This window comes from Streptomyces sp. NPDC090022, assembly GCF_044748145.1.
GTDB lineage: Bacteria > Actinomycetota > Actinomycetes > Streptomycetales > Streptomycetaceae > Streptomyces.
Genome location: NZ_JBIVFN010000018.1, coordinates 120,565 through 140,538, shown reverse-complemented (window position 1 = coordinate 140,538; position 19,974 = coordinate 120,565). Strand labels below are relative to the sequence as shown.

Below are 19,974 nucleotides of genomic sequence, written 5' to 3'. Positions count from 1 at the left end.
GGCGGTCGCGGAGGCGTAGGTCCGGGCGGAGAAAAAGGACCGCCGCCCGGCAGCCTGTGGGCTGCCGGGCGGCGGTCTGTTCGCCCGCGCGGGTCCTCTCCGCGCGGCTACTGGCCGAAGATGGGGCCGCCGGTGAGGGTCGGGCCGGGCTTGCCCGTGCTGGTCTGCGTGGGGTCCGGCTTGCCCGTGCTGGTCTGCGTCGGGTCCGGCTTGCCCGTGCCGGTCTGGGTCGGGTCCGGCTTCACCGACGACGACGGCGGCTTGCTGCTGCCGCTGGTGGTCGGGTCCGGGGTGCGGCTGGTCGTGGCCGACGGCAAGGTGCTGCGGCTGGGCGCGGCCGGGGGCTCGCCCATGTCGGCGTCGTCCAGGTCGAACTGGCCGGCCTTCCCGCCGCGCAGGGCGGCGAGCGTGTACGTCTTCCAGATCTCGGCCGGGAAGCTGGAGCCACCGACACGGGCGTTGCTGCCGGCGGCGCCGTAGAGGCTGACCTGGGTGCCGGTGCCGGGCTCCTCGCCGAACATGGCGACGACGGTGACCAGCTCCGGGGTGTACGCGGTGAACCAGGCGGCGACGTTGGACTCGGTGGTACCGGTCTTGGCGGCGGCCTCGTACGCGCTGGACTTGACCGCGCTGCCGGAGCCCTCGTTGACGACGCCGGTGAGCACCTTGGTGACGGTGTCGGCGGTCACCTTGCTGATCGCCTGGCCGCCCACGGCCTGGACGGGCGTGTAGGTGCGGTAGGCGTGCTTGGCCGACTCGACGATGGTCGGGGTGACCTTCTTGCCGTGGTTGTCGAAGGTGGCGTACACGGCGGCCATCTCGACGGTGTTGGCGCTCATGGTGCCCAGCGACATGGCCGGCTTGTCCTCGGGCCAGCCCTTGCGGTCCTTCATCCCGAGGGCGAGGGCCGTCTTCTTCACGTTCTGCGGCTTCACGTCCACGATCATCTGGGCGTAGACGGAGTTGACCGAGGAGTTGGTGGCCTTCTGGACCGTGATCAGCGGGCTGTCACCGGTCTTGTAGTCCTGCTGGTCCTGGTTCTGCGGGGCGAAGGGCACCGAGCTGCCGACGACCGGGCGGCCGCTGGTGCCGTCGTAGAGGGCGTTCGGCGTGATCGGCTTGCCGTCCTGGGTGCGGGACTTGTTCTCCAGGGCGGAGGCCAGCACGATCGGCTTGAACGTCGAGCCGGGCTGGTAGTCCTTGCGCAGGGCGTTGCTGGACCAGTGTTCCTGCTGTCCCGTGCCGCCGTACATGGCGACGATCTTGCCGGTCTTGGGGTCGACCGAGGTGGCGCCGGCCTGGACGCTGGGGTCGACCGCCTTGGGCTTGGTGTCCTTGCGGTCGAGCTTGGACTCCAGCTCGTCCTGGACGGCCTTCTCCAGCGCCGCCTGCTTCTTGGGGTCGATGGTCAGCTTGATCGTCCAGCCGCCGGCCTTGAGCTGGTCGGGGGTGATGCCCTGGGCCTCCATCTCGGCGTTGGCGGCCTCGATGAGGTAGCCCTTCTGGCCTTCGCTGCCCGGGGCGGCCTTGGGCTTGTTGGGTATGGGGAACTGCATGCCCGCGCGCTTGGCGGGGTCCAGCTCGCCCATCTCGACCATGTTGTTCAGGACGTACTCGAAGCGCTCCTTGACCAGGTTCTTGCTGGTGTCGCTGGCGACGGCCCAGTCGTACTGGCTGGGGGCCTGGAGGAGGGCGGCGAGGTAGGCGCTCTGCTCGACCGTGAGCTTGTCCGCGTTCACGCCGTAGTAGGCCTGGGCGGCGGCCTGGACGCCGTAGGCGTTGCGGCCGAAGTAGCTCGTGTTCATGTAGCCGGCGAGGATGTCGTCCTTCTCCATGGACTGGTCGACCTTGAGGGAGATCACCAGCTCCTTGAGCTTGCGGGTGACCGTCTGGTCCTGGTTCAGGTAGTAGTTCTTGACGTACTGCTGGGTGATCGTCGAGCCGCCGGACTTGCGGCCGCCGGTGACGGCCTGGAGCGCCGCGCGGCCCAGGCCCTTGATGTCGACGCCGCTGTCCTTGTAGAAGGACTTGTTCTCGGCGGCGATGAAGGCGCTGCGCGTGTCCTTCGCGATCTTGTCGATCGGGAGGATCTCGCGGTTCATCTTTCCGGTCCGGGTCATCACCGAGCCGTCGGAGAACTGGTAGGTGTTGCTCTGGAGCGTCGCCTCGGTGTTCGGGTCCGGCTTTTCGACGTAGAGGTACAGGCCGACCAGCGCGGCCATCCCGAGCAGGACCAGGCCGAAGAACGTGCCGAGGATCTTCTTCCAGGTGAAGAACCGGCGTATACCGCCCCGCTCGGCCTTGCCGGCGCCGCGGCCGCGGCCGGGGCCGGCCTCCGCGCCGCTGTTCGCCGCGCGACCGCGCGACGCCCGCCGCGTTCCGCGCTGCTTCTGCGCCCGTCGCGCTTCTGCTCGGCCCATCGCTCCCGCTCCGCTCGATAACCCCCCGACGTCAGCTCCGAAAACTAACACCGCAGGCTGTGACATAGGTTGGCCAAGCAAGGCCAATACCGGTCATTTCGGACGTGAGAATCAGCACCCACACCGAAGGAACCGACGCACGGGAGGCCCCGAGGGTTGCGGTGCGACGGAAAAGTGATATCACTTTGCTAGAGGCCGCGATCGAGCGGACCCATGGAAAACGGGGTGGATCATGACGAACGCATCGGTGCCCGAGCAGGAGCCGCAGACGCGGGAGTTCCCGGCGCACAGCGTCGGCGGCGGGCTGGCGCTGCTGCTCGGACTGGCCGGACTGCTGGTGGGCGGAGGCCTGATCGCGGCCGGCGCGGCGGCGGCGGCCGCCCTCGCCAAGGGCCTCCTGATCGCGCTGGGCATCCTGGTCGACATCGGCTCGGTCTTCGCGATGTGCGGGCTGAACACGGTGGCGCCGGGCCAGGCCCGGGTGGTCCAGCTCTTCGGCCGCTACCGGGGCACGATCCGTACGGACGGCCTGCGCTGGGTCAACCCGCTGACCTCCCGTCACAAGATCTCCACCCGCGTCCGCAACCACGAGACGGCCGTCCTGAAGGTCAACGACGCCTACGGCAACCCGATCGAGCTGGCGGCCGTGGTGGTGTGGAAGGTCGAGGACACCGCGCGGGCGGTGTTCGAGGTGGACGACTTCTCCGAGTTCGTCGAGACCCAGACCGAGGCCGCCGTCCGGCACATCGCCATCGAGTACCCGTACGACTCCCACGACGAGGGCGGGCTGTCGCTGCGCGAGAACGCCGAGGAGATCACCGAGAAGCTCGCGGCCGAACTGCAGGCCCGGGTCGACGCGGCCGGTGTGCACATCATCGAGTCCCGCTTCACGCATCTCGCGTACGCTCCGGAGATCGCCTCGGCGATGCTCCAGCGCCAGCAGGCGGGCGCCGTCGTCGCGGCCCGCCGGCAGATCGTCGAGGGCGCGGTGGGCATGGTCGAGCTGGCCCTGACCCGCCTCGCCGAGGAGGACATCGTGGAGCTGGACCCGGAGCGCAAGGCCGCCATGGTCTCCAACCTGATGGTGGTGCTGTGCGGTGATCGCTCCGCACAGCCCGTCGTCAACACGGGCACCCTCTACCAGTGACCCCCGGCGAGCAGGCCCCGGAGCCCGCCGCCGCCCCGGGTGGGCGCGGCGGGCGGCAGGCCCGCAAGCAGGTGCTGCTGCGGCTGGACCCGCAGGTCTACGACGCCCTGGCCCGCTGGGCGGGCGACGAACTGCGCAGCGCCAACGCGCAGATCGAGTTCCTGCTCCGGCGCGCGCTCGCGGAGTCGGGCCGGCTCCCCGGTGGCGCCGCGCCGATCGCCCCGCGCGGCCGGCCGCGCAGGGCCCCCGACGCCTGACGTCCGGCCGCTGGGACCGGCCACCCTCAGCCGGTGCCTCGGCCGGTCGGGCCGGACGCCCCGTGGCCGGCCCGGCGCAGCAGCAGGAATCCGTCCTCCTGCGCCGCCTCCCGGTAGCCCCGGGCCCGCGCCTCGGCCAGGGCGACGGACTCGTCCATGGCGGACAGCGGCCAGCGCCGCTCCGGCGGGACCAGCGTGTCCACCAGGATCCACTCCGGGTCGCGGCGGCTGTCGGGCCAGCCGTGGAGGCTGACGCTGGTCCGGTCGGCGAGGTGCGGCACCAGGCCGTCCGACGCCTGCACGGTGGCTCCGTCGGGAATCCTGTCCATCACCCGGTGGGCCGCGGCGACCCGCGGGTCGGTGCGCCAGGTGGCCGGCTGGACCAGCTGCCACAGCGGGAAGGCGGGCAGGGCCAGCAGGCAGACCGCCGCCGCACCGGCGAGGTAGCGGCGCAGGCTCCGCGGACTGCTCCCGCGCCGGTGCAGGGCGTCGACGAAGGCCGCGAAGACGACCGGCATCAGGATCAGCGAGTAGTGGTAGCCGGTCCCCCAGTGGGCCTCGTTGTCCGAGGCGAAGCGCCACACCAGGGTCGGTACGGCGACCAGGACCAGCGGGGAGCGCACCGCCAGGAACAGCGTGGGCGCGAGCACCAGGACCAGGGTGGCGAGCTTGGTCTGGGGGGTGACCAGGCCCGCCGTACCGCGCCACAGCAGGCCGCCGAGGCCGCCCGGCGCCCCGCCGGAGCCGGAGCCCGCACCCGAGCCGCCGAGGTACCCCGTGTAGAAGTAGCCGCCGGTCGGGCTGAACGCGGGCACCAGCACCAGCACCGCCAGCAGCGTGCACGCCAGCCCCGCCACGGCGGTGGCGATCCCGGTGCGCCGGGCACCGCGCCGGGCGACGAGCAGCCCGATGACCGCCACCGTCACCCCCAGGTCCTCCTTGACCAGCACCAGTGGCAGGGCCCAGCACGCGGCGGCCCGCAGCCGCCCGCGGCCGAGCGCGGCCAGCGAGCACGCCAGCAGCGGTACGGCGAAGGCCACTTCGTGGAAGTCGAAGCCGACGCCGCTGGCGATGCCCCACGACAGTCCGTACGCGCACCCCGTCACCGCGCCCGCCCGCGGCCCCAGGGCCTCGCGCGCCCAGCCCGCCAGCGGCAGCACGCTCCACGCGATCAGCGCCGCCTGGGCCACGAGCAGCACCTTCACCGACGGCCACAGCCAGTACAGCGGCGCCAGCAGGGCCAGGACCGGGGAGAAGTGGTCGCCCAGCACGGGGAAGCCGGGCCCCTTCACCTCGGAAACCGGCAGCCGCCCCTGCGCGTAGGAGCGCACGGCCTGGTCGAAGATCCCGAGGTCGAAGCTGTGGGAGAGCAGCCGGTCGTGGGTGCGCCAGGACAGCGCCGTGTAGAGGAGGAAGAGGCCGCCGGCGAGGGTCCACAGCCACCAGGGCGTCCCGGCGCGGGCGGGCGGGGCGGGCTCGGCCACCGGCCGCCGCGTGGTTCCGGACTGCTGGGGCGGGAGCGCGGCGAGGTCGGTGGAGGGTGCGGGCATGGCGCGCCTTTCGGACGTACGCGGGGCAGGGCCGGCCCTCAACATGCCAGCCCCCGCAGGGCGTCGGTGCCCGGCGGCCGCCCGCGGGGGCCGAGTCCCTTCGAATGGCCGCGAGCCCTCTATACACTCAGCGTATACACACGGTGTAGAGTGCGGCGCATGTCCATCGGTCACACACTGCTCGGCCTCCTGGAGGCCGGTCCACGCCACGGATACGACCTCAAGCGCGCCTTCGACGAGAGGTTCGGCCACGACCGCCCCCTCGCCTACGGCCAGGTCTACTCGACCATGTCCCGCCTGCTGAGGAACGGCCTCGTCGAGGTCGACGGCATCGAGGCGGGCGGCGGGCCCGAGCGCAAGCGCTACGCCATCACCGCCGCCGGGATCACCGATGTCGGCGCCTGGCTGGCCCAGCCGGAAAAGCCCGAGCCGTACCTGCAGTCGACCCTGTACACCAAGGTCGTCCTGGCGCTGCTCACCGGCCGCAGCGCCGCCGACCTGCTCGACACCCAGCGCGCCGAGCACCTGCGCCTGATGCGCATCCTGACCACCCGCAAACGCAAGGGCGACCTCGCCGACCAACTCGTCTGCGACCACGCCCTGTTCCACCTGGAGGCCGACCTGCGCTGGCTCGAACTCGCCGCCGCCCGCCTGGACCAGCTCGCCCGGGAGGTCGGCGCGTGATACCCGAGGGATCCCTGCTCACCGCCCGGGACCTGTGCAAGTCCTACGGCTCCACCACCGCCCTCGCGGGCGCGGAGTTCTCCGTCCACCCCGGCGAGGTCGTCGCCGTCATGGGGCCCTCCGGCTCCGGCAAGTCGACCCTGCTGCACTGCCTCGCCGGCATCGTGACCCCGGACTCCGGGTCCGTCACGTACGCCGGCCGCGAGCTGACGGCGATGGGCGACCGCGAGCGCAGCGCCCTGCGCCGCGACGAGTTCGGCTTCGTCTTCCAGTTCGGCCAGCTCGTCCCGGAGCTGACCTGCCTGGAGAACGTCGCCCTGCCGCTGCGTCTGGCGGGCGTACGGCGCAAGGAGGCCGAGCACACCGCGCGGGAGTGGCTGACCCGGCTGGAGGTCGACCTCGTCGCCGGCCACCGCCCCGGCGAGGTCTCCGGCGGCCAGGGCCAGCGGGTCGCGGTCGCCCGGGCGCTGGTCACCCGCCCCCGGGTGATCTTCGCCGACGAGCCCACCGGGGCACTGGACTCCCTCAACGGCGAACTGGTGATGCAGCTGCTCGCCGAGACCGCCCGCGCCTCCAGCGCGGCCCTGGTGCTGGTGACGCACGAGGCGCGGGTGGCGGCGTACTCCGACCGCGAGATCGTCGTACGCGACGGCCGCTCCCGCGACATGGAGCGCGCGATATGAACGACGCCTCCCGCGCCCGGGGGCCGCTGGGCGCACGGCCCGGGGGCCCGGCCGGTCCCGCCCGGCCGCCCGGCGCCCCGCAGGTCTGGGCCCGCGACCTGGCGATGGGCGTCCGGTTCGCGTGCACCGGCGGCCGCGAGGGCTGGACCCGCACCCTGCTCACCGCCGTCGGCGTGGGCCTGGGCGTCGCCCTGCTGCTGATCACCACCGCGCTGCCGAACGCCCTGTCCGCCCGGCACCTGCGCGAGGACGCGCGCACGCCGGTGGCGGTGGCCGAGGGCGTCGGGCCCGGACCCGCCACCCTCCTGACCATGAGTGCCCGCCAGGAGTACCGCGGGCAGGACATCGACGGCATGTTCGTCCAGGCCGAGGGCGCCGCCCCGGCCGTCCCGCCCGGCCTGCGCGCGCTCCCCGCCCCCGGTGAACTCGCCGTCTCCCCCGCCCTGGCGGAGCTGCTGGCGTCGGACGAGGGCCGGCTGCTGCGCGAGCGCCTGGGCGGGCGGATCACCCAGACCATCGGCGACGCGGGCCTGGTCGGCCCCGGCGAGCTCTGCTTCTACGCCGGCACGGACCTGCTCCGGCCGCCGGCCGGGGGGATCGAGACCACCCAGCGGGTCGCGGGGTTCTCCGGCAAGGTCGAGCGCAAGCCGCTGGACCCGATCCTCAACCTGCTGATCCTGCTCACCTTCGTGGCGCTGCTGATGCCGGTCGTCGTCTTCATCGCCGCCGCCGTCCGCTCCGGCGGCGAGCGCCGCGACCGGCGGCTGGCCGCGCTGCGCCTGGTGGGCGCCGACACCCGGACGGTCCGCCGGATCGCCGCCGGCGAGGCCCTGGCCGGCGCGCTGGCCGGGCTGGGGCTGGGCACCGTGTTCTTCCTGGCCGGCCGGGAACTGGTGCGCTACGTCCACCTCTACCAGCGCGACGTCTTCCCCGCCGACCTCGACCCCGCCGGGTGGCTGCTCGCGCTCGTCGCCGTCGCGGTGCCCCTCCTGTCGGTCGCGGTGACGCTGTTCACGATGCGCCGCGTGGTCGTCGAACCGCTGGGCGTCGTCCGTACGGCGCGGCGGGTGCGCCGCCGGATCTGGTGGCGGCTGCTGATGCCGGTCGCCGGACTCGCCCTCCTCGCGCCGCTGATGGGGGAGGGGCGCGAGCTCGGCGACTTCAGCCAGTGGCAGGTCGGCGCCGGTGTGGTCCTGCTGCTCGTCGGTGTCACCGCCCTGCTGCCGTGGCTGCTGGAGCGGCTGGTGGGCCGGCTGGGCGCGGGTCCGGTCTCCTGGCAGCTGGGCATCCGCCGGCTCCAGGTGAACAGCGGTCCGGCGGCCCGGCTGGTCAACGGCGTCGCGGTGGCCGTCGCCGGCGCCATCGCCCTGCAGATGATGTTCACGGGCGTCGGGGGCGGGTACGCCGCGCAGGGCGCCGAGGACGGGCGCCGCGGCGAACTGACGGTCTTCCTGCGCGACGGCGCCCCGGCCGGCGGGGAGTGGGACCGGGTCGCCGCGCTCGGCGCGCGGCTCGGCGAGGCCCGGGGGATCGCCTCGGCCACCGCGCTGTCCCGGCTCGACGCCGCCGTCACCGAGCACGAGAAGACCGCGACGGTGGACATCACCGTCGGCACCTGCGAGGCGCTGCGCGAGGTCGCCGTGCTCGGCCCGTGCGCGGAGGGCGACTCCTTCGTGCTGCCCGACGGTGGGCCGTACGGCGTCGTCCCCGAGCCCGGACAGCGGCTGTTCACGGGCAATGTGACGGGCTTGTCGGGCGGCGCTCCGGCGGTGCCCTGGACCGTGCCCGCGGCGGCCCGGCACGTCACCGCCCGCGAGGACCCGGGCGGTGACCTCCGGACCGGGGTCCTGGTGACGCCCTCGGCCGCCCCCCAGGGCGTGGCCGCCGGCGCGGTGACGCAGGTCCACCTCCGGCTGGACCACACCGTGCCGGACGCGATGGAGGAGGCCCGGGTGGCGGTCCACCGGGCGGAGCCGCTGGCGTACGCGGGGACGTTCTCGGGGACGGAGGACGCCCGTTACGCCACCATCCGGGCGGGGCTGTTCTTCGGCGCGGCCGCGGTCCTGGTCCTCATCGGCACCAGTCTGCTGCTGTCCCAGGTGGAGCAGCTGCGCGAGCGCCGCAGGCTGCTGTCCACGCTGGTGGCGTTCGGGACGAGGCGCTCGACGCTGAGCCTGTCGGTGCTGTGGCAGACGGCGGTTCCGGTGGCCCTCGGCCTGGCCCTGGCCTCCGCGGTGGGGGTGACGCTGGGCACGGTGCTGCTGCGGATGTCCGGGGTGCCGGTCCGGGTCGACTGGGCCTCGGTGCTGGCGATGTCGGGCATCGGGGCGGGCATGATCGCCGCGGTGACCCTGTTCAGCCTGCCGTCGCTGCTGCGCCTGATGCGCCCGGACGGCCTGCGCACGGAGTAGCCCCGCGGCCGCGAAGCCGTACGCCCCCTCCCGGTGCCGCCTGCCGCCGTCAGTCGGTGGGCCACACCGGCAGGGGGCGTACGGCTTCGCGCAGTGCCGCCGCGATCGTGCGGAACTCCTCCTGGCGGGCCGTGCCCGTCCGCATGGCCAGCGCGATCCGCCGCGAGGGCGCCGGCTCGGCGAAGCAGCCGGTGGCCAGCTGGTCGTTGCGCGCGGTCTCCAGGCGCAGCGCCGTACGCGGCAACAGCGTGACGCCCAGTCCCCCGGCGACCAGTTGTACGAGGGTGGACAGCCCGGCGGCGGTGGTCGTGACGGCGGCGCCGTCGGCGCGGCCGGCCTCCCGGCAGATGTCGAGGGCCTGGTCGCGCAGGCAGTGGCCCTCGTCGAGCAGCAGCAGCCGCAGGTCCCGCAGTTCCTCGCGCGGGATGTCCCGGCGCCCGGCCAGCGGGTGCTCGCGGGGCGCGAGCAGGACGAAGTCCTCGTCGAAGAGCGGCAGTTCGCTCACGCCGGGGACCCCGAGCGGGACGGCGAGCAGCAGCAGGTCGAGCCGGCCCGCGGCCAGGCCCTCCAGCAGCGACGAGGTCTGCTCCTCGTGGACCTGGAGGTCCAGGCTCGGCCAGCGGCGGTGGAAGAGCCCGAGGACGGTCGGCAGCAGGTACGGCGCGACGGTCGGGATCACTCCGAGCCGCAGCGCCCCGGTGAAGGGCGCGCGTACGGCCTCGGCCTCCTCCAGCAGGGCGCCGACGGCGTCGAGCACGGTCCGGGCACGGGCGGCGATCCGTTCCCCGGCGGGCGAGAGCAGGACCTTGCGGGTGGTGCGCTCCAGCAGCTGTACGCCGAGCGCCTCCTCCAGCGCCGAGACGGCGCCGGACAGCGCCGGCTGGCTCATCCCGATCGCCGCGGCGGCGTCGCGGAAGTGCAGGTGCTCGGCGACGGCGGCGAACGCGCGCAGCTGCGCGAGCGTCGGCTGCTTCGCTCCCCTATTACTCACGGCCACTGATAGGTACCTCCGATCACCCAGCACAAGGCTAGCTATTTCTGTAATCAATGCAGCTGTGCCAGCATGTGAGATCCGTCCAACCCCCTCGGAAAACCCCCAAAAGGGCTATTTTCCATTCCGCAAGGAGAGCACGTGCTCACTGTCGGTGACAAGTTCCCCACCTACGATCTGACCGCCTGCGTCTCGCTCGAAGCGGGCAAGGAGTTCGCGCAGATCGACCACAAGACCTACGAGGGCAAGTGGCGCGTGGTGTTCTTCTGGCCGAAGGACTTCACCTTCGTCTGCCCGACCGAGATCGCCGCGTTCGGCAAGCTGAACGACGAGTTCGCCGACCGCGACGCGCAGGTCCTCGGCGTCTCCGGCGACTCCGAGTTCGTGCACCACGCCTGGCGCAAGGACCACGCCGACCTGCGTGACCTGCCCTTCCCGATGCTGGCCGACTCCAAGCACGAGCTCATGCAGGCCTGTGGCGTGCAGGGCGAGGACGGCTTCGCGCAGCGCGCCGTCTTCATCGTCGACCAGAACAACGAGATCCAGTTCTCCATGGTGACCGCCGGCTCCGTCGGCCGTAACCCCAAGGAGGTCCTGCGGGTCCTGGACGCCCTGCAGACCGACGAGCTGTGCCCCTGCAACTGGACCAAGGGCGAGGACACCCTGGACGCCGGCGCCCTGCTGGCCGGTGAGTGACCCATGTCCCTCGACGCGCTCAAGTCCGCCATACCGGACTTCGCCAAGGACCTGAAGCTCAACCTCGGCTCGGTGATCGGCAACCAGAGCACGCTGACCCAGCAGCAGCTGTGGGGCACCGTCCTGTCCTGCGCGATCGCCGCCCGCTCCCCGCGCGTCCTGCGTGAGCTGGAGCCGGAGGCGAAGGCGAACCTGTCGCCGGAGGCGTACACGGCCGCCAAGTCCGCCGCCGCGATCATGGCGATGAACAACGTCTTCTACCGCACGCGCCACCTGCTCTCCGACCCGGAGTACGGCACGCTGCGCGCGGGCCTGCGGATGAACGTCATCGGCAACCCCGGCGTGGAGAAGGTCGACTTCGAGCTGTGGTCGCTCGCGGTCTCCGCGATCAACGGCTGCGGCCAGTGCCTGGACTCGCACGAGCAGGTCCTGCGCAAGGCCGGCGTCGACCGCGAGACCGTCCAGGAGGCCTTCAAGGTCGCCTCGGTGATCCAGGCGGTCGCCGTGACCCTCGACGCGGAGTCGGCGCTCACCGCCGAGTAGTACCGCACCCAGCCCCGTACGGGCCTACGACCGTACGAACCCGGGCCCCGCAGCCGTCCCTTGGCTGCGGGGCCCTTCGTACGCCCCGCCCGGACCCCCTACACGCGCAGCGCCGCCATCAGCGTGCGCATGTCCTCGATCAGGGCCGCCTGGAGCGCGTCGGGGTCGATCTCCGGCTTCGTCCGGCCGTCCATCGCGAACACGTGCGCCGTCAGCGTGAGGACGGCCCCGCCGTCGAGCACCGTGAGCTGCGCGTAGCCGCCTTTGTCCATCGTGACCATCACGGCGTGCTCGCCGAGGCCCGGCACGGCCGTGCGGTTCAGCTGGACCAGGAAATCGGACCCCTCCATGCGGGGCTCGAACTCGGTCTCCGGATCGACCTTCCGGTGCAGTGTGACCTCGGCGGTCGTGGAGAGCCCGCCCCCTCCCGGGGTCTCCAGGTGGCAGAAGGCCCGGTCCATCGCGGGGTGGGTGAACTCCTGGTGCGTCGGGGTGTCGCCGCGCAGGCCCGCCTGGAGCGCGGTCAGCCGCGGGGCCTTGAGGTCGTCGCACAGGTTCGCCGGCATCCGGTACGCGATCTCCGGCCGCTCCGGCGCCGCTCCCCCGGCCGCGAAGAGCGCCCCCGCCCACACCGCCGAGGCGGCGGCCACGCCCCCCAGCGCCCACAGCCAGGGCCGCCGCGCCCCGCGCGCCGTCCCGGCCAGCGGCTCCCCCGCTCGCTCCGGGCCCGCCGGGTCGGCCGGGGCCGCTGTGCCGGCTGCCCCCGTCTCGTCCCAGCCGCCGTCCAACTCCGGCTCACTGATCACAGCTCTTCCCCCCGCATCATGTGGTGTCCTGTCATCCCGTCTCAGATGCGCAGGGCCGCCATCAGCGTGCGCATGTCCTCGATCAGGGCCGTGCGTGCCGCGGCGAAGTCGATGCCCGGGCCGGACGGGTCGAGGACCTTTTCCGGGGGGCTGTCCCGGTAGTCGCGCACCGCGGAGAAGTTCATGGTGAAGACCGCCTGCCCGTCCACGACCCGCAGCGTCCGCCGGTCGAACGGGCCGTCGTGCCGCAGTTCGGCGCGCTCGCCGAGGCCCGGGACGTTCTCCACCGTCACGGCGTCCTGCTCCAGCCACGGGTCGGCGGCCTGGTCCACCTCGAACTCCGGCCCCGGGTCGGTCCTGTGGTGCAGGGCGACCTCCGCCGTGACCTCGTACAGGACGCTGCCGGCGCTGGCGCTCAGCCGGCAGCCCGTCCAGTCCAGCACCGGGTGCTGCCGGTTGTTGTCCAGCTTGCGCCCGGGCAGGGAGACCCCCGCGAACCGGCTGAGCGCGGGCGCGGTGAAGTCGTCGCACAGGTACTCGGCCCAGCGGTAGCGCGCGGGGCCCAGCGACCCTTGCTCCCCCACCGCGTACAGGCCGCCCGCCCACACCGCCGACGCGGTCAGCGCGCCGCCCAGGGCCCACAGCCAGGGCCGCCGGCGGTGCGCGGCGGGGGCGGCTGGTGGCGGTGCGGGATCCGGCTCCCCCGGCCGGTCCGGCTCTTCGTACGGTCCGTCGAGCTCAGGCTCGCTGATCACCTGTCCTCGCCTCCCCCTCCATGGTGGGGCTCATGTCCACGGCCGTGGCGCCGTGCGGGCCGGGCCCGATCCGCAGCTGCGCTTCACGGGAGTACGCCCGCAGGTAGCCGACCACCGTGTTGGTGACGGCGACCAGCGGGACCGCGACCACCGCGCCCCCGATGCCCGCGATCAGGCCGCCCGCGGCCACGGAGAGCACGACCGCCAGCGGATGGACGCGCACCGCCCGCCCCAGGATGAACGGCTGGAGGACGTGCCCCTCGATCTGCTGCACGGCCAGGACGACGATCAGCACCATCAGCGCGGTGAACACGCCCTGGGTGACCAGGGCGACGACCACCGCCAGGGCGCCGGAGACCACGGCGCCGACCAGCGGGATGAAGGCGAAGAGGAAGATGAAGACGGCCAGCGGGACCGCCATCGGGACGTTCAGGAAGTAGATGCCCAGGCCGATGAAGATGGCGTCGATGAGCGCCACGATCACGGTGCCGCGCACGTACGCGGTCAGGGTCCGCCAGGCCCGCGGGCCGGCACCCGCCACGCCGGGCCGGGCGGTGACCGGGACCAGGCCCAGGACCCACCGCCAGATCTTCTTGCCGTCGTGCAGCAGGAAGAGGGTGGAGAACATCGCGAGCAGAATGCCCGTCAGCACCTCGACCATGACGGTCACACCCTGGAGACCGGCGGAGGTGATCTCCTCGGTGTTGGTGCCGATGGTGTCGGTGAGGTTCTTGGCGATGTCGTTGATCTGCTGCTCGGTCACGTGGAAGGGACTGTCGAGCGCCCACTGCTTGAGCTCGTTGATGCCTTCCTTGACGCGGTTGGAGAGGTCGTCGAGGTTCTCCATGACCTGCCAGACCACGAACCAGCCGACCAGCCCGATGACGACGAAGCCGAGGATCGCGGTGACGGCGGTGGCCAGCCCTCGCGGCAGGCCCAGCCGGCGCAGCCGGACCACGAAGGGCTGCAGGAGCGCGGTGACGAGCAGGGCGGCGGCGAAGGCGAGGACGACCAGGCGGACCTCGCTGATCACCTTCATCAGCACCCAGAGCATCCCGGCGAGCAGCAGCAGCCGCCAGCTGACCTCGGCGGCCACCCGCATGCCCCAGGGGACGACGGTGACCGGGTCGGGGCGCACCGGCTGGTAGGGGTCCTCCGGGCCGGGCCGCGGGTCGGGGACCGCGGCGGGCACGGGCGCGGGTGCGACGGGGCCGGGCAGGGCGGCGGTGCTCTCGGCCTCCACCTCGGCCCGGCGCTGGTGGAGGCGTGCCTCCACCCGATTCAGTCTGTTGCCGAGCCGCCCCAGCCAGCCCACCGTCTTCGCCATCTCGTTCCCTTCCCCCGCCCGCCGTACGCACACCAGGTCGACCGTACACGCGGCGAGCCCCGCACCGTAGAACGGTGCGGGGCTCAGCGGGGTTCAGCAGGGGCCGGTACTAGTACCAGCCGTTGGCGTTGTGGAACGTGAGCGCGGCGCAGGGGCTGCCGTAGCGGTCTTCCATGTAGTTCAGGCCCCACTTGATCTGCGTGGCGGGGTTGGTGCGCCAGTCGGCACCGGCCGAGGCCATCTTCGAGCCCGGGAGCGCCTGGACCAGACCGTAGGCGCCCGAGGACGAGTTCACGGCCTTGTAGTTCCAGGTGGATTCCCGGTCGATGATCTCGGAGAAGCAGGACCACTGCCCGGCGGGGACCATCTGACGGGCGATGGCCTGGACCTGGGCGACCGTGTACGAGCTCTGGGGCGCGAAGTCGGAGGCGTCGCGGGCGGCGGAGCGGCTGGCGACCTGCTCCTTCTCCTCGCGCTCCTTCTTCGCCTTCTCCTCCGCCGCCTTCTGCGCGGATTCCTTCTTCGCCTTGGCGTCCTTGGCGGCCTGGAGGCGTGCTTCCTCCTGGGCCGAGCGCATGGTGTCGGCATCGGCGGCCTGGGCGAGGGTGTCGGCCTGCTGCGTCAGGGACGCGCTCTGGACCTGGGCCTGGTCGCCGACCGCGATGTCGGTGAGGAGAGTCGCGCCGGAAGCGGTCGTCTCGAGGTCGTTCGAGTTCTGGCCGTCGCCAGTGGCGACGCCCACGACAGCGCCGACGGTGGTCACCGCAGTGGCCGAAGCCACGGCGATACCCCGGACCGAGATCCGGCTCACACGGTGTCCTTCCAGCAGCGTCCGCCCGTGACCTCGGGCGTGCGCAAGAGTGCCCCTCGACACTGGTCTCCATGGAGCGGCGGTCAGTGGAGACGCGGGCCCGTGGGCAGCTTCCTGGTCGGGAGTGCCGCGTGATGCTTCCGGGCGGCATACGGCGTCGTCTGTGGAGTTGTGGTGCCGCGTGCCGTACCAGCGAGAGGTACAGCTGTGCCGTATGCGGGGCCTGACGGAAAACAGACTCTGCCGGACCCCGACACCGCAAGGCAATTCCCCGTTGCGTGGGAAAGGTCACACCAGGCATGTCGCGCTTGGCTGTTGGAAACCCCTGTGCAGCACGGCGCCGCCCGGCTAAGCTCTTCGGCCTTTGCCGGGCGGCGCCAACTCACCTGCCGCTATGCGGTGATTCAGATGCTTTCGAGCATCTCCGTGACCAGCGCCGCGATGGGCGAACGCTCGGAGCGGGTGAGCGTGACGTGGGCGAAGAGGGGGTGTCCCTTCAGCTTCTCAACGACGGCGACCACTCCGTCGTACCGGCCGACGCGCAGATTGTCCCGCTGCGCGACGTCATGGGTGAGGACGACCCGGCTGTTCGCCCCGATCCGGGACAGAACGGTCAACAGGACGTTGCGCTCCAGGGACTGCGCCTCGTCCACGATGACGAACGCGTCGTGCAGCGAGCGGCCCCGGATGTGCGTGAGCGGCAGCACCTCCAGCATGCCGCGGCCGAGCACCTCCTCGATGACCTCGCGCCCCGCCACCGACGAGAGCGTGTCGAAGACCGCCTGCGCCCACGGGCTCATCTTCTCGGCCTCGGTGCCCGGCAGGTAGCCCAGCTCCTGCCCGCCCACCGCGTACAGCGGCCGGAAGACCATCACCTTCTGGTGCTGACGGCGCTCCAGCACCGCCTCCAGGCCCGCGCACAGGGCGAGGGCGGACTTGCCGGTGCCGGCCCGGCCGCCCATGGAGACGATCCCGACCTCGGGGTCGAGCAGGAGATCGAGCGCGATGCGCTGCTCGGCGCTGCGGCCGTGCAGCCCGAAGGCCTCGCGGTCGCCGCGTACGAGCTTGACGTTGCCGTCGGACGTCACCCGGCCCAGTGCCTTGCCCCGCTCGGACTGCAGGACCAGTCCGGTGTGCACGGGCATGTCGGCGGCCTCCGGGACGTACAGCCGCTCCTCGGAGTAGAGGAGGTCGACCTGCTCCCCGGAGAGCGAGAGCTCGCTCATGCCGGTCCAGCCGGCATCGGTGATCGCGAGTTCGGCGCGGTACTCCTCGGCGAGCAGGCCCACGGAGGAGGCCTTGATGCGCAGTGGGAGATCCTTCGAGACGACCGTGACGTCGTACCCCTCGGCCTGCAGGTTGCGGGCGACCGCGAGGATCCGCGAGTCGTTGTCCCCGAGCCTGAAGCCCGCCGGGAGCACACCGGGGTCGGAGTGGTTGAGCTCGACGCGCAGGCTGCCGCCCAGATCACCCAGCGGGATGGGGGCGTCGAGGCGGCCGTACCGGACCCGGAAGTCGTCCAGCAGGCGCAGGGCCTGGCGGGCGAAGTAGCCGAGTTCGGGATGGTGCCTCTTGGCCTCCAGCTCGGTGATCACCACGATCGGGAGCACGACCTCGTGCTCGTCGAAGCGGGAGAACGCGTGCGGGTCGGCCAGCAGGACGCTGGTGTCGAGGACGTAGGTCCGCCTGTCGGGCAGGCGGCGCTTTGTGCTGGTCACCACGGAAGGACGTACCCCCTCGGAAGAGGTCGGGCCATGAAGACCGGACCGGTCATCGGCCGCAATGCAAGGACCGATTTCCGGCCCTCCCCTGATGTCCGTGCGAACCGCACGAGCGTCCTGGTGCAAAGGGCCTCCCGGGCGGACGGCCCTGTGCCGCCCGCTGAGACTCGACACCCGTGGATCGGGCATCGACCTGTAAGGGATATGCCCTCGAACACGCGGCGCCATGCCATGGCATATGACGGACGCTCGGTGAATCCTCCCCCAACTTCGTTGGGAGGTGCCCCCAGGTGAAGGCCGTGCGCGCGGGACGCGAGGGGCACCGGTCCCCGGGAGGGGCGGGCCGAGGGGGCGTCAGGTTCCGTAGCGCCGGTGGCGGGCGGCGTAGTCGCGCAGCGCCCGCAGGAAGTCCACCTTCCGGAAGGCCGGCCAGAAGACTTCGCAGAAGTAGTACTCGGAGTGGGCGCTCTGCCAGAGCATGAATCCGGACAGCCGCTGCTCGCCGCTGGTGCGGATCACGAGGTCGGGGTCGGGCTGGCCGCGGGTGTAGAGGTGCTCCGAGATGTGGTCGATGTCCAGGATCTCGGCGAGCTCCTCGATCGAGGTGCCCTTCTCGTGGTGCTCCAGGAGCAGCGAGCGCACCGCGTCCGCGATCTCCTGGCGGCCGCCGTAGCCCACGGCGACGTTGACGAGTATCCCCTGGACGTCGAGGGTGGCCTGCTCGGCCTCCTTGAGGACCGCCTGGGTGCGGCCGGGGAGGATGTCGAGGTTGCCCACGTGGTGGACGCGCCAGCGGCCGTCGGCGGCCAGGCCCCGGACGGTGTTCTCGATGATGTTCAGCAGCGGGCGGAGCTCGTCCTCCGGGCGGTCCAGGTTGTCCGTGGAGAGCATCCACAGGGTGACGACGGCGACGTCCGTCTCGTCGCACCAGCCCAGCAGCTCGGAGATCTTGTCGGCACCGGCCTGATGGCCCTGTTCCGTGGTTCCTCCGGACGCCTTGGCCCAGCGCCGGTTGCCGTCCAGGATGACGCCGATGTGCTTGGGCACCGCGGCGTGATCGAGGCGGCCTTCCACCCGGCGTGCGTAGAGCCTGTACACCAGGTCGCGCAGCTTCACGATCTTCCAGCCCCTCCGTGCAATGCCCCCGTGCGAAATGCGGTCCCCCGAGGGCGCCACATTACTGCGCGCGGGGAGGCCTGGCCCAACCCGGTCTGTCACAGGTCCGTGATAGGGAGGACAACGTGACTGATAACAATCCCTATCGGGCAGCAGCCTCCCGGTACGACTCCATGGAGTACCGCCGCACGGGCCGCAGCGGCCTCAGGCTCCCCGCCATCTCCCTGGGCCTCTGGCACAACTTCGGTGACGACAGGTCCCTGGAGTCCCAGCGGTCCATCCTGCGCCGTGCCTTCGACCTCGGGGTGACCCACTTCGACCTGGCCAACAACTACGGGCCGCCGCCCGGCTCGGCCGAGCTGAACTTCGGCAAGATCTTCGCGCAGGACTTCGCGTCCCTGCGCGAGGAGCTGGTGATCTCCACCAAGGCCGGCTACCTGATGCACCCCGGCCCGTACGGCGAGTGGGGCAGCCGCAAGTACCTGCTGGGCTCGCTCGACGCCTCGCTGAAGCGGATGGGCCTGGACTACGTCGACATCTTCTACTCGCACCGCTTCGACCCGCACACCCCGCTGGAGGAGACGATGGGCGCGCTCGCGTCCGCCGTCCAGCAGGGCAAGGCGCTCTACGTCGGCGTCTCCTCGTACACCGCGGAGCAGACGGCGGAGGCGGTGCGGATCCTGAACGACATGGGCGTGCGCCCGCTGATCCACCAGCCGTCGTACTCGATGATCAACCGCTGGACGGAGGAGGACGGCCTGCTGGACACCCTGGAGGAGGCCGGCATGGGCTGCATCTCCTTCGCGCCGCTCGCGCAGGGCATGCTCACCGGCAAGTACCTCACGGGCATCCCCGAGGGCTCGCGGGCCAGTCAGGGCAAGTCCCTGGACCCGGGTCTGCTCTCGGAGGACGTCGTCCGCCGCCTGAACGGTCTGAACGACCTCGCGGCCCGGCGCGGGCAGTCGCTGGCGCAGCTGGCGCTGACCTGGGTGCTGCGGGACGAGCGGATGACGTCCGCCCTGATCGGCGCGTCGAGCGTGCGGCAGCTGGAAGAAAATGTGGCCGCTCTGGCCGGAGCGCCGCTCTCCGAGGAGGAACTGAAGGAGATCGACTCCTTCGCGGTCTCCACCCCGGGGACGAACATCTGGGCCCAGCGCGGCTGACCTGCGCTTTTGCGGGGGCGGTGGGGGAAATGAAAAACGGGCCGGTCCGTGGGGGGGATACGGACCGGCCCGAGGGGGGGGTTCCACCATAACCCTTCGTAAAGCGTGATGCGTGCATTGGCGCGACACGATTACGCTCCGAATCCGCCCAGGAGCACTCCGGTGAACGCCCCGGCGGCCATGTACGGGCCGAAGGCGAAGCCCGTCCCGCGGCCCGCCCGGCCCCGCAGCACAAGGCCGAGGCCGTACAGGGCGCCGTAGAGGAGGCCGAGGAAGGCTCCCGCCGCCCATACCCCCCACCCGTACCACCCAAGAGCGACCCCGAGGGCGAGCGCGAGCTTGACGTCCCCGAGCCCCATCCCGGCGGGGTTGATCAGGAACAGCACCAGGTACCCCGCGCCGAGGGCCGCACCGCCCGCGAGGGCGGCCGGCCACCGGCCGGCCGCCCCGGGGACGAGGGAGGCCACGCCCAGCCCGGCGGCCACGGCGGCGGCGAGCGGCAGCGTCAGGACGTCGGGCAGCCGGTGCACGGCGAGGTCCACCGCGGCCAGCAGGACGACGACGGGGACGGCGGCGACGTAGACGGCCGCCTCGGGCCGGCCGCCGACGGCGCCGGCCAGGGCGGCGGCCGGCGCCGCGGTCAGCAGGGCGAGCAGCGCGGGGCGGGGGCCGTACGGGTGGGCGGGCGGACCCGGGCAGCGGGCGCGGCCGAACCAGCCGGTGAGCGGGTGCCCCCGGGGGCAGGCCGCGCGCCAGGGTTCGCCGGGCTCGACGGAGAGCCGGTGGGCGGCCCGGGGCAGGAGCAGGCCGGCGGCCACGCCGTACCCGGCGGCAAGGATGATCACGACCAGGCCCATCCGCCGACCCTAGGCACCCCGCCGGGACAGGGACAT

The 19,974-nt window shown here is 72.2% G+C and carries 18 protein-coding genes; 8 read left to right on the top strand and 10 right to left on the bottom strand.

Translation table 11 applies throughout. The features are described from left to right. Positions 1–107 precede the first annotated feature (107 nt). Complete coding sequence (locus ACIPXB_RS27075; RefSeq protein WP_401453995.1) at positions 108–2,420, bottom strand: transglycosylase domain-containing protein; 2,313 nt, start codon at positions 2,418–2,420, stop codon at positions 108–110. 232 nt (positions 2,421–2,652) lie between these two features. Between ACIPXB_RS27075 and ACIPXB_RS27070 the strand changes: the two genes are divergently transcribed. Next, complete coding sequence (locus ACIPXB_RS27070) at positions 2,653–3,567, top strand: SPFH domain-containing protein (RefSeq protein WP_401453994.1); 915 nt, start codon at positions 2,653–2,655, stop codon at positions 3,565–3,567. Further along, entirely contained in the window at positions 3,564–3,824 is a 261-nt protein-coding gene (locus tag ACIPXB_RS27065; protein ID WP_401453993.1) for a hypothetical protein, read from the top strand. The genes ACIPXB_RS27070 and ACIPXB_RS27065 overlap by 4 nt, the downstream gene beginning before the upstream one ends. 26 nt (positions 3,825–3,850) lie before the next feature. On the opposite strand, the gene ACIPXB_RS27060 is transcribed toward ACIPXB_RS27065, so the two are convergent. Further along, positions 3,851–5,374, bottom strand: a complete 1,524-nt coding sequence (locus tag ACIPXB_RS27060) for a DUF2079 domain-containing protein (protein WP_401453992.1) — start codon at positions 5,372–5,374, stop codon at positions 3,851–3,853. A 159-nt stretch (positions 5,375–5,533) separates the two neighbouring features. Between ACIPXB_RS27060 and ACIPXB_RS27055 the strand changes: the two genes are divergently transcribed. Genes ACIPXB_RS27055 through ACIPXB_RS27045 form a run of 3 tightly spaced genes read left to right on the top strand, consistent with a single transcriptional unit; the run spans position 5,534 to position 9,152 of the window. Next, a complete protein-coding gene (locus tag ACIPXB_RS27055; RefSeq protein ID WP_401453991.1) occupies positions 5,534–6,058 on the top strand; it encodes a PadR family transcriptional regulator in 525 nt (174 codons plus the stop codon). Then, positions 6,055–6,741, top strand: coding sequence for an ABC transporter ATP-binding protein (locus ACIPXB_RS27050; protein ID WP_401453990.1), 687 nt, complete (start codon positions 6,055–6,057; stop codon positions 6,739–6,741). The genes ACIPXB_RS27055 and ACIPXB_RS27050 overlap by 4 nt, the downstream gene beginning before the upstream one ends. Further along, positions 6,738–9,152, top strand: a complete 2,415-nt coding sequence (locus ACIPXB_RS27045) for an ABC transporter permease (RefSeq protein WP_401453989.1) — start codon at positions 6,738–6,740, stop codon at positions 9,150–9,152. The genes ACIPXB_RS27050 and ACIPXB_RS27045 overlap by 4 nt, the downstream gene beginning before the upstream one ends. A 49-nt stretch (positions 9,153–9,201) precedes the next feature. Here ACIPXB_RS27045 and ACIPXB_RS27040 read toward each other — a convergent pair whose 3' ends face one another. Further along, the gene (locus tag ACIPXB_RS27040; RefSeq protein WP_401453988.1) at positions 9,202–10,149 is read right to left on the bottom strand and encodes a LysR substrate-binding domain-containing protein; all 948 of its coding nucleotides are present in this window, start codon (positions 10,147–10,149) and stop codon (positions 9,202–9,204) included. Positions 10,150–10,284: 135 nt separating this feature from the next. On the opposite strand from ACIPXB_RS27040, the gene ACIPXB_RS27035 reads away from it, so the two are divergent. Together ACIPXB_RS27035 and ACIPXB_RS27030 are read left to right on the top strand one after the other, a co-directional pair. Continuing rightward, positions 10,285–10,839 (top strand): peroxiredoxin, encoded by a 555-nt coding sequence (locus ACIPXB_RS27035; protein WP_401453987.1) that lies wholly within the window; start codon positions 10,285–10,287, stop codon positions 10,837–10,839. Positions 10,840–10,842: 3 nt separating this feature from the next. Next, positions 10,843–11,382 carry an alkyl hydroperoxide reductase gene (locus tag ACIPXB_RS27030; RefSeq protein ID WP_401453986.1) on the top strand — a complete coding sequence of 180 codons (540 nt, stop codon included), beginning with the start codon at positions 10,843–10,845 and terminating at the stop codon, positions 11,380–11,382. 98 nt (positions 11,383–11,480) lie between these two features. Here the strand turns inward: ACIPXB_RS27030 and ACIPXB_RS27025 are convergent, their stop codons facing one another. The 6 genes from ACIPXB_RS27025 to ACIPXB_RS27000 all read right to left on the bottom strand — a co-directional run bounded on the left by ACIPXB_RS27025 (position 11,481) and on the right by ACIPXB_RS27000 (position 17,918). Further along, a complete protein-coding gene (locus tag ACIPXB_RS27025) occupies positions 11,481–12,188 on the bottom strand; it encodes a hypothetical protein (RefSeq protein ID WP_401453985.1) in 708 nt (235 codons plus the stop codon). A 41-nt stretch (positions 12,189–12,229) separates the two neighbouring features. Next, positions 12,230–12,943, bottom strand: a complete 714-nt coding sequence (locus ACIPXB_RS27020) for a hypothetical protein (RefSeq protein ID WP_401453984.1) — start codon at positions 12,941–12,943, stop codon at positions 12,230–12,232. Then, positions 12,927–14,270 (bottom strand): AI-2E family transporter, encoded by a 1,344-nt coding sequence (locus ACIPXB_RS27015; protein WP_401453983.1) that lies wholly within the window; start codon positions 14,268–14,270, stop codon positions 12,927–12,929. The genes ACIPXB_RS27020 and ACIPXB_RS27015 overlap by 17 nt, the downstream gene beginning before the upstream one ends. A gap of 109 nt (positions 14,271–14,379) precedes the next feature. Further along, positions 14,380–15,081 carry a transglycosylase SLT domain-containing protein gene (locus ACIPXB_RS27010; RefSeq protein ID WP_401453982.1) on the bottom strand — a complete coding sequence of 234 codons (702 nt, stop codon included), beginning with the start codon at positions 15,079–15,081 and terminating at the stop codon, positions 14,380–14,382. Between the two features lie 404 nt (positions 15,082–15,485). Continuing rightward, positions 15,486–16,802 (bottom strand): PhoH family protein, encoded by a 1,317-nt coding sequence (locus ACIPXB_RS27005; protein WP_401453981.1) that lies wholly within the window; start codon positions 16,800–16,802, stop codon positions 15,486–15,488. A gap of 354 nt (positions 16,803–17,156) precedes the next feature. Continuing rightward, the gene (locus tag ACIPXB_RS27000) at positions 17,157–17,918 is read right to left on the bottom strand and encodes an isoprenyl transferase (protein ID WP_401453980.1); all 762 of its coding nucleotides are present in this window, start codon (positions 17,916–17,918) and stop codon (positions 17,157–17,159) included. Between the two features lie 125 nt (positions 17,919–18,043). Here ACIPXB_RS27000 and mgrA point away from each other — a divergent pair, with 125 nt between their 5' ends. Next, positions 18,044–19,081, top strand: coding sequence for an L-glyceraldehyde 3-phosphate reductase (gene mgrA / locus ACIPXB_RS26995; RefSeq protein WP_401453979.1), 1,038 nt, complete (start codon positions 18,044–18,046; stop codon positions 19,079–19,081). A gap of 131 nt (positions 19,082–19,212) precedes the next feature. Here the strand turns inward: mgrA and ACIPXB_RS26990 are convergent, their stop codons facing one another. Continuing rightward, the gene (locus ACIPXB_RS26990; RefSeq protein WP_401453978.1) at positions 19,213–19,938 is read right to left on the bottom strand and encodes a prepilin peptidase; all 726 of its coding nucleotides are present in this window, start codon (positions 19,936–19,938) and stop codon (positions 19,213–19,215) included. Between the last annotated feature and the right edge of the window lie 36 nt (positions 19,939–19,974).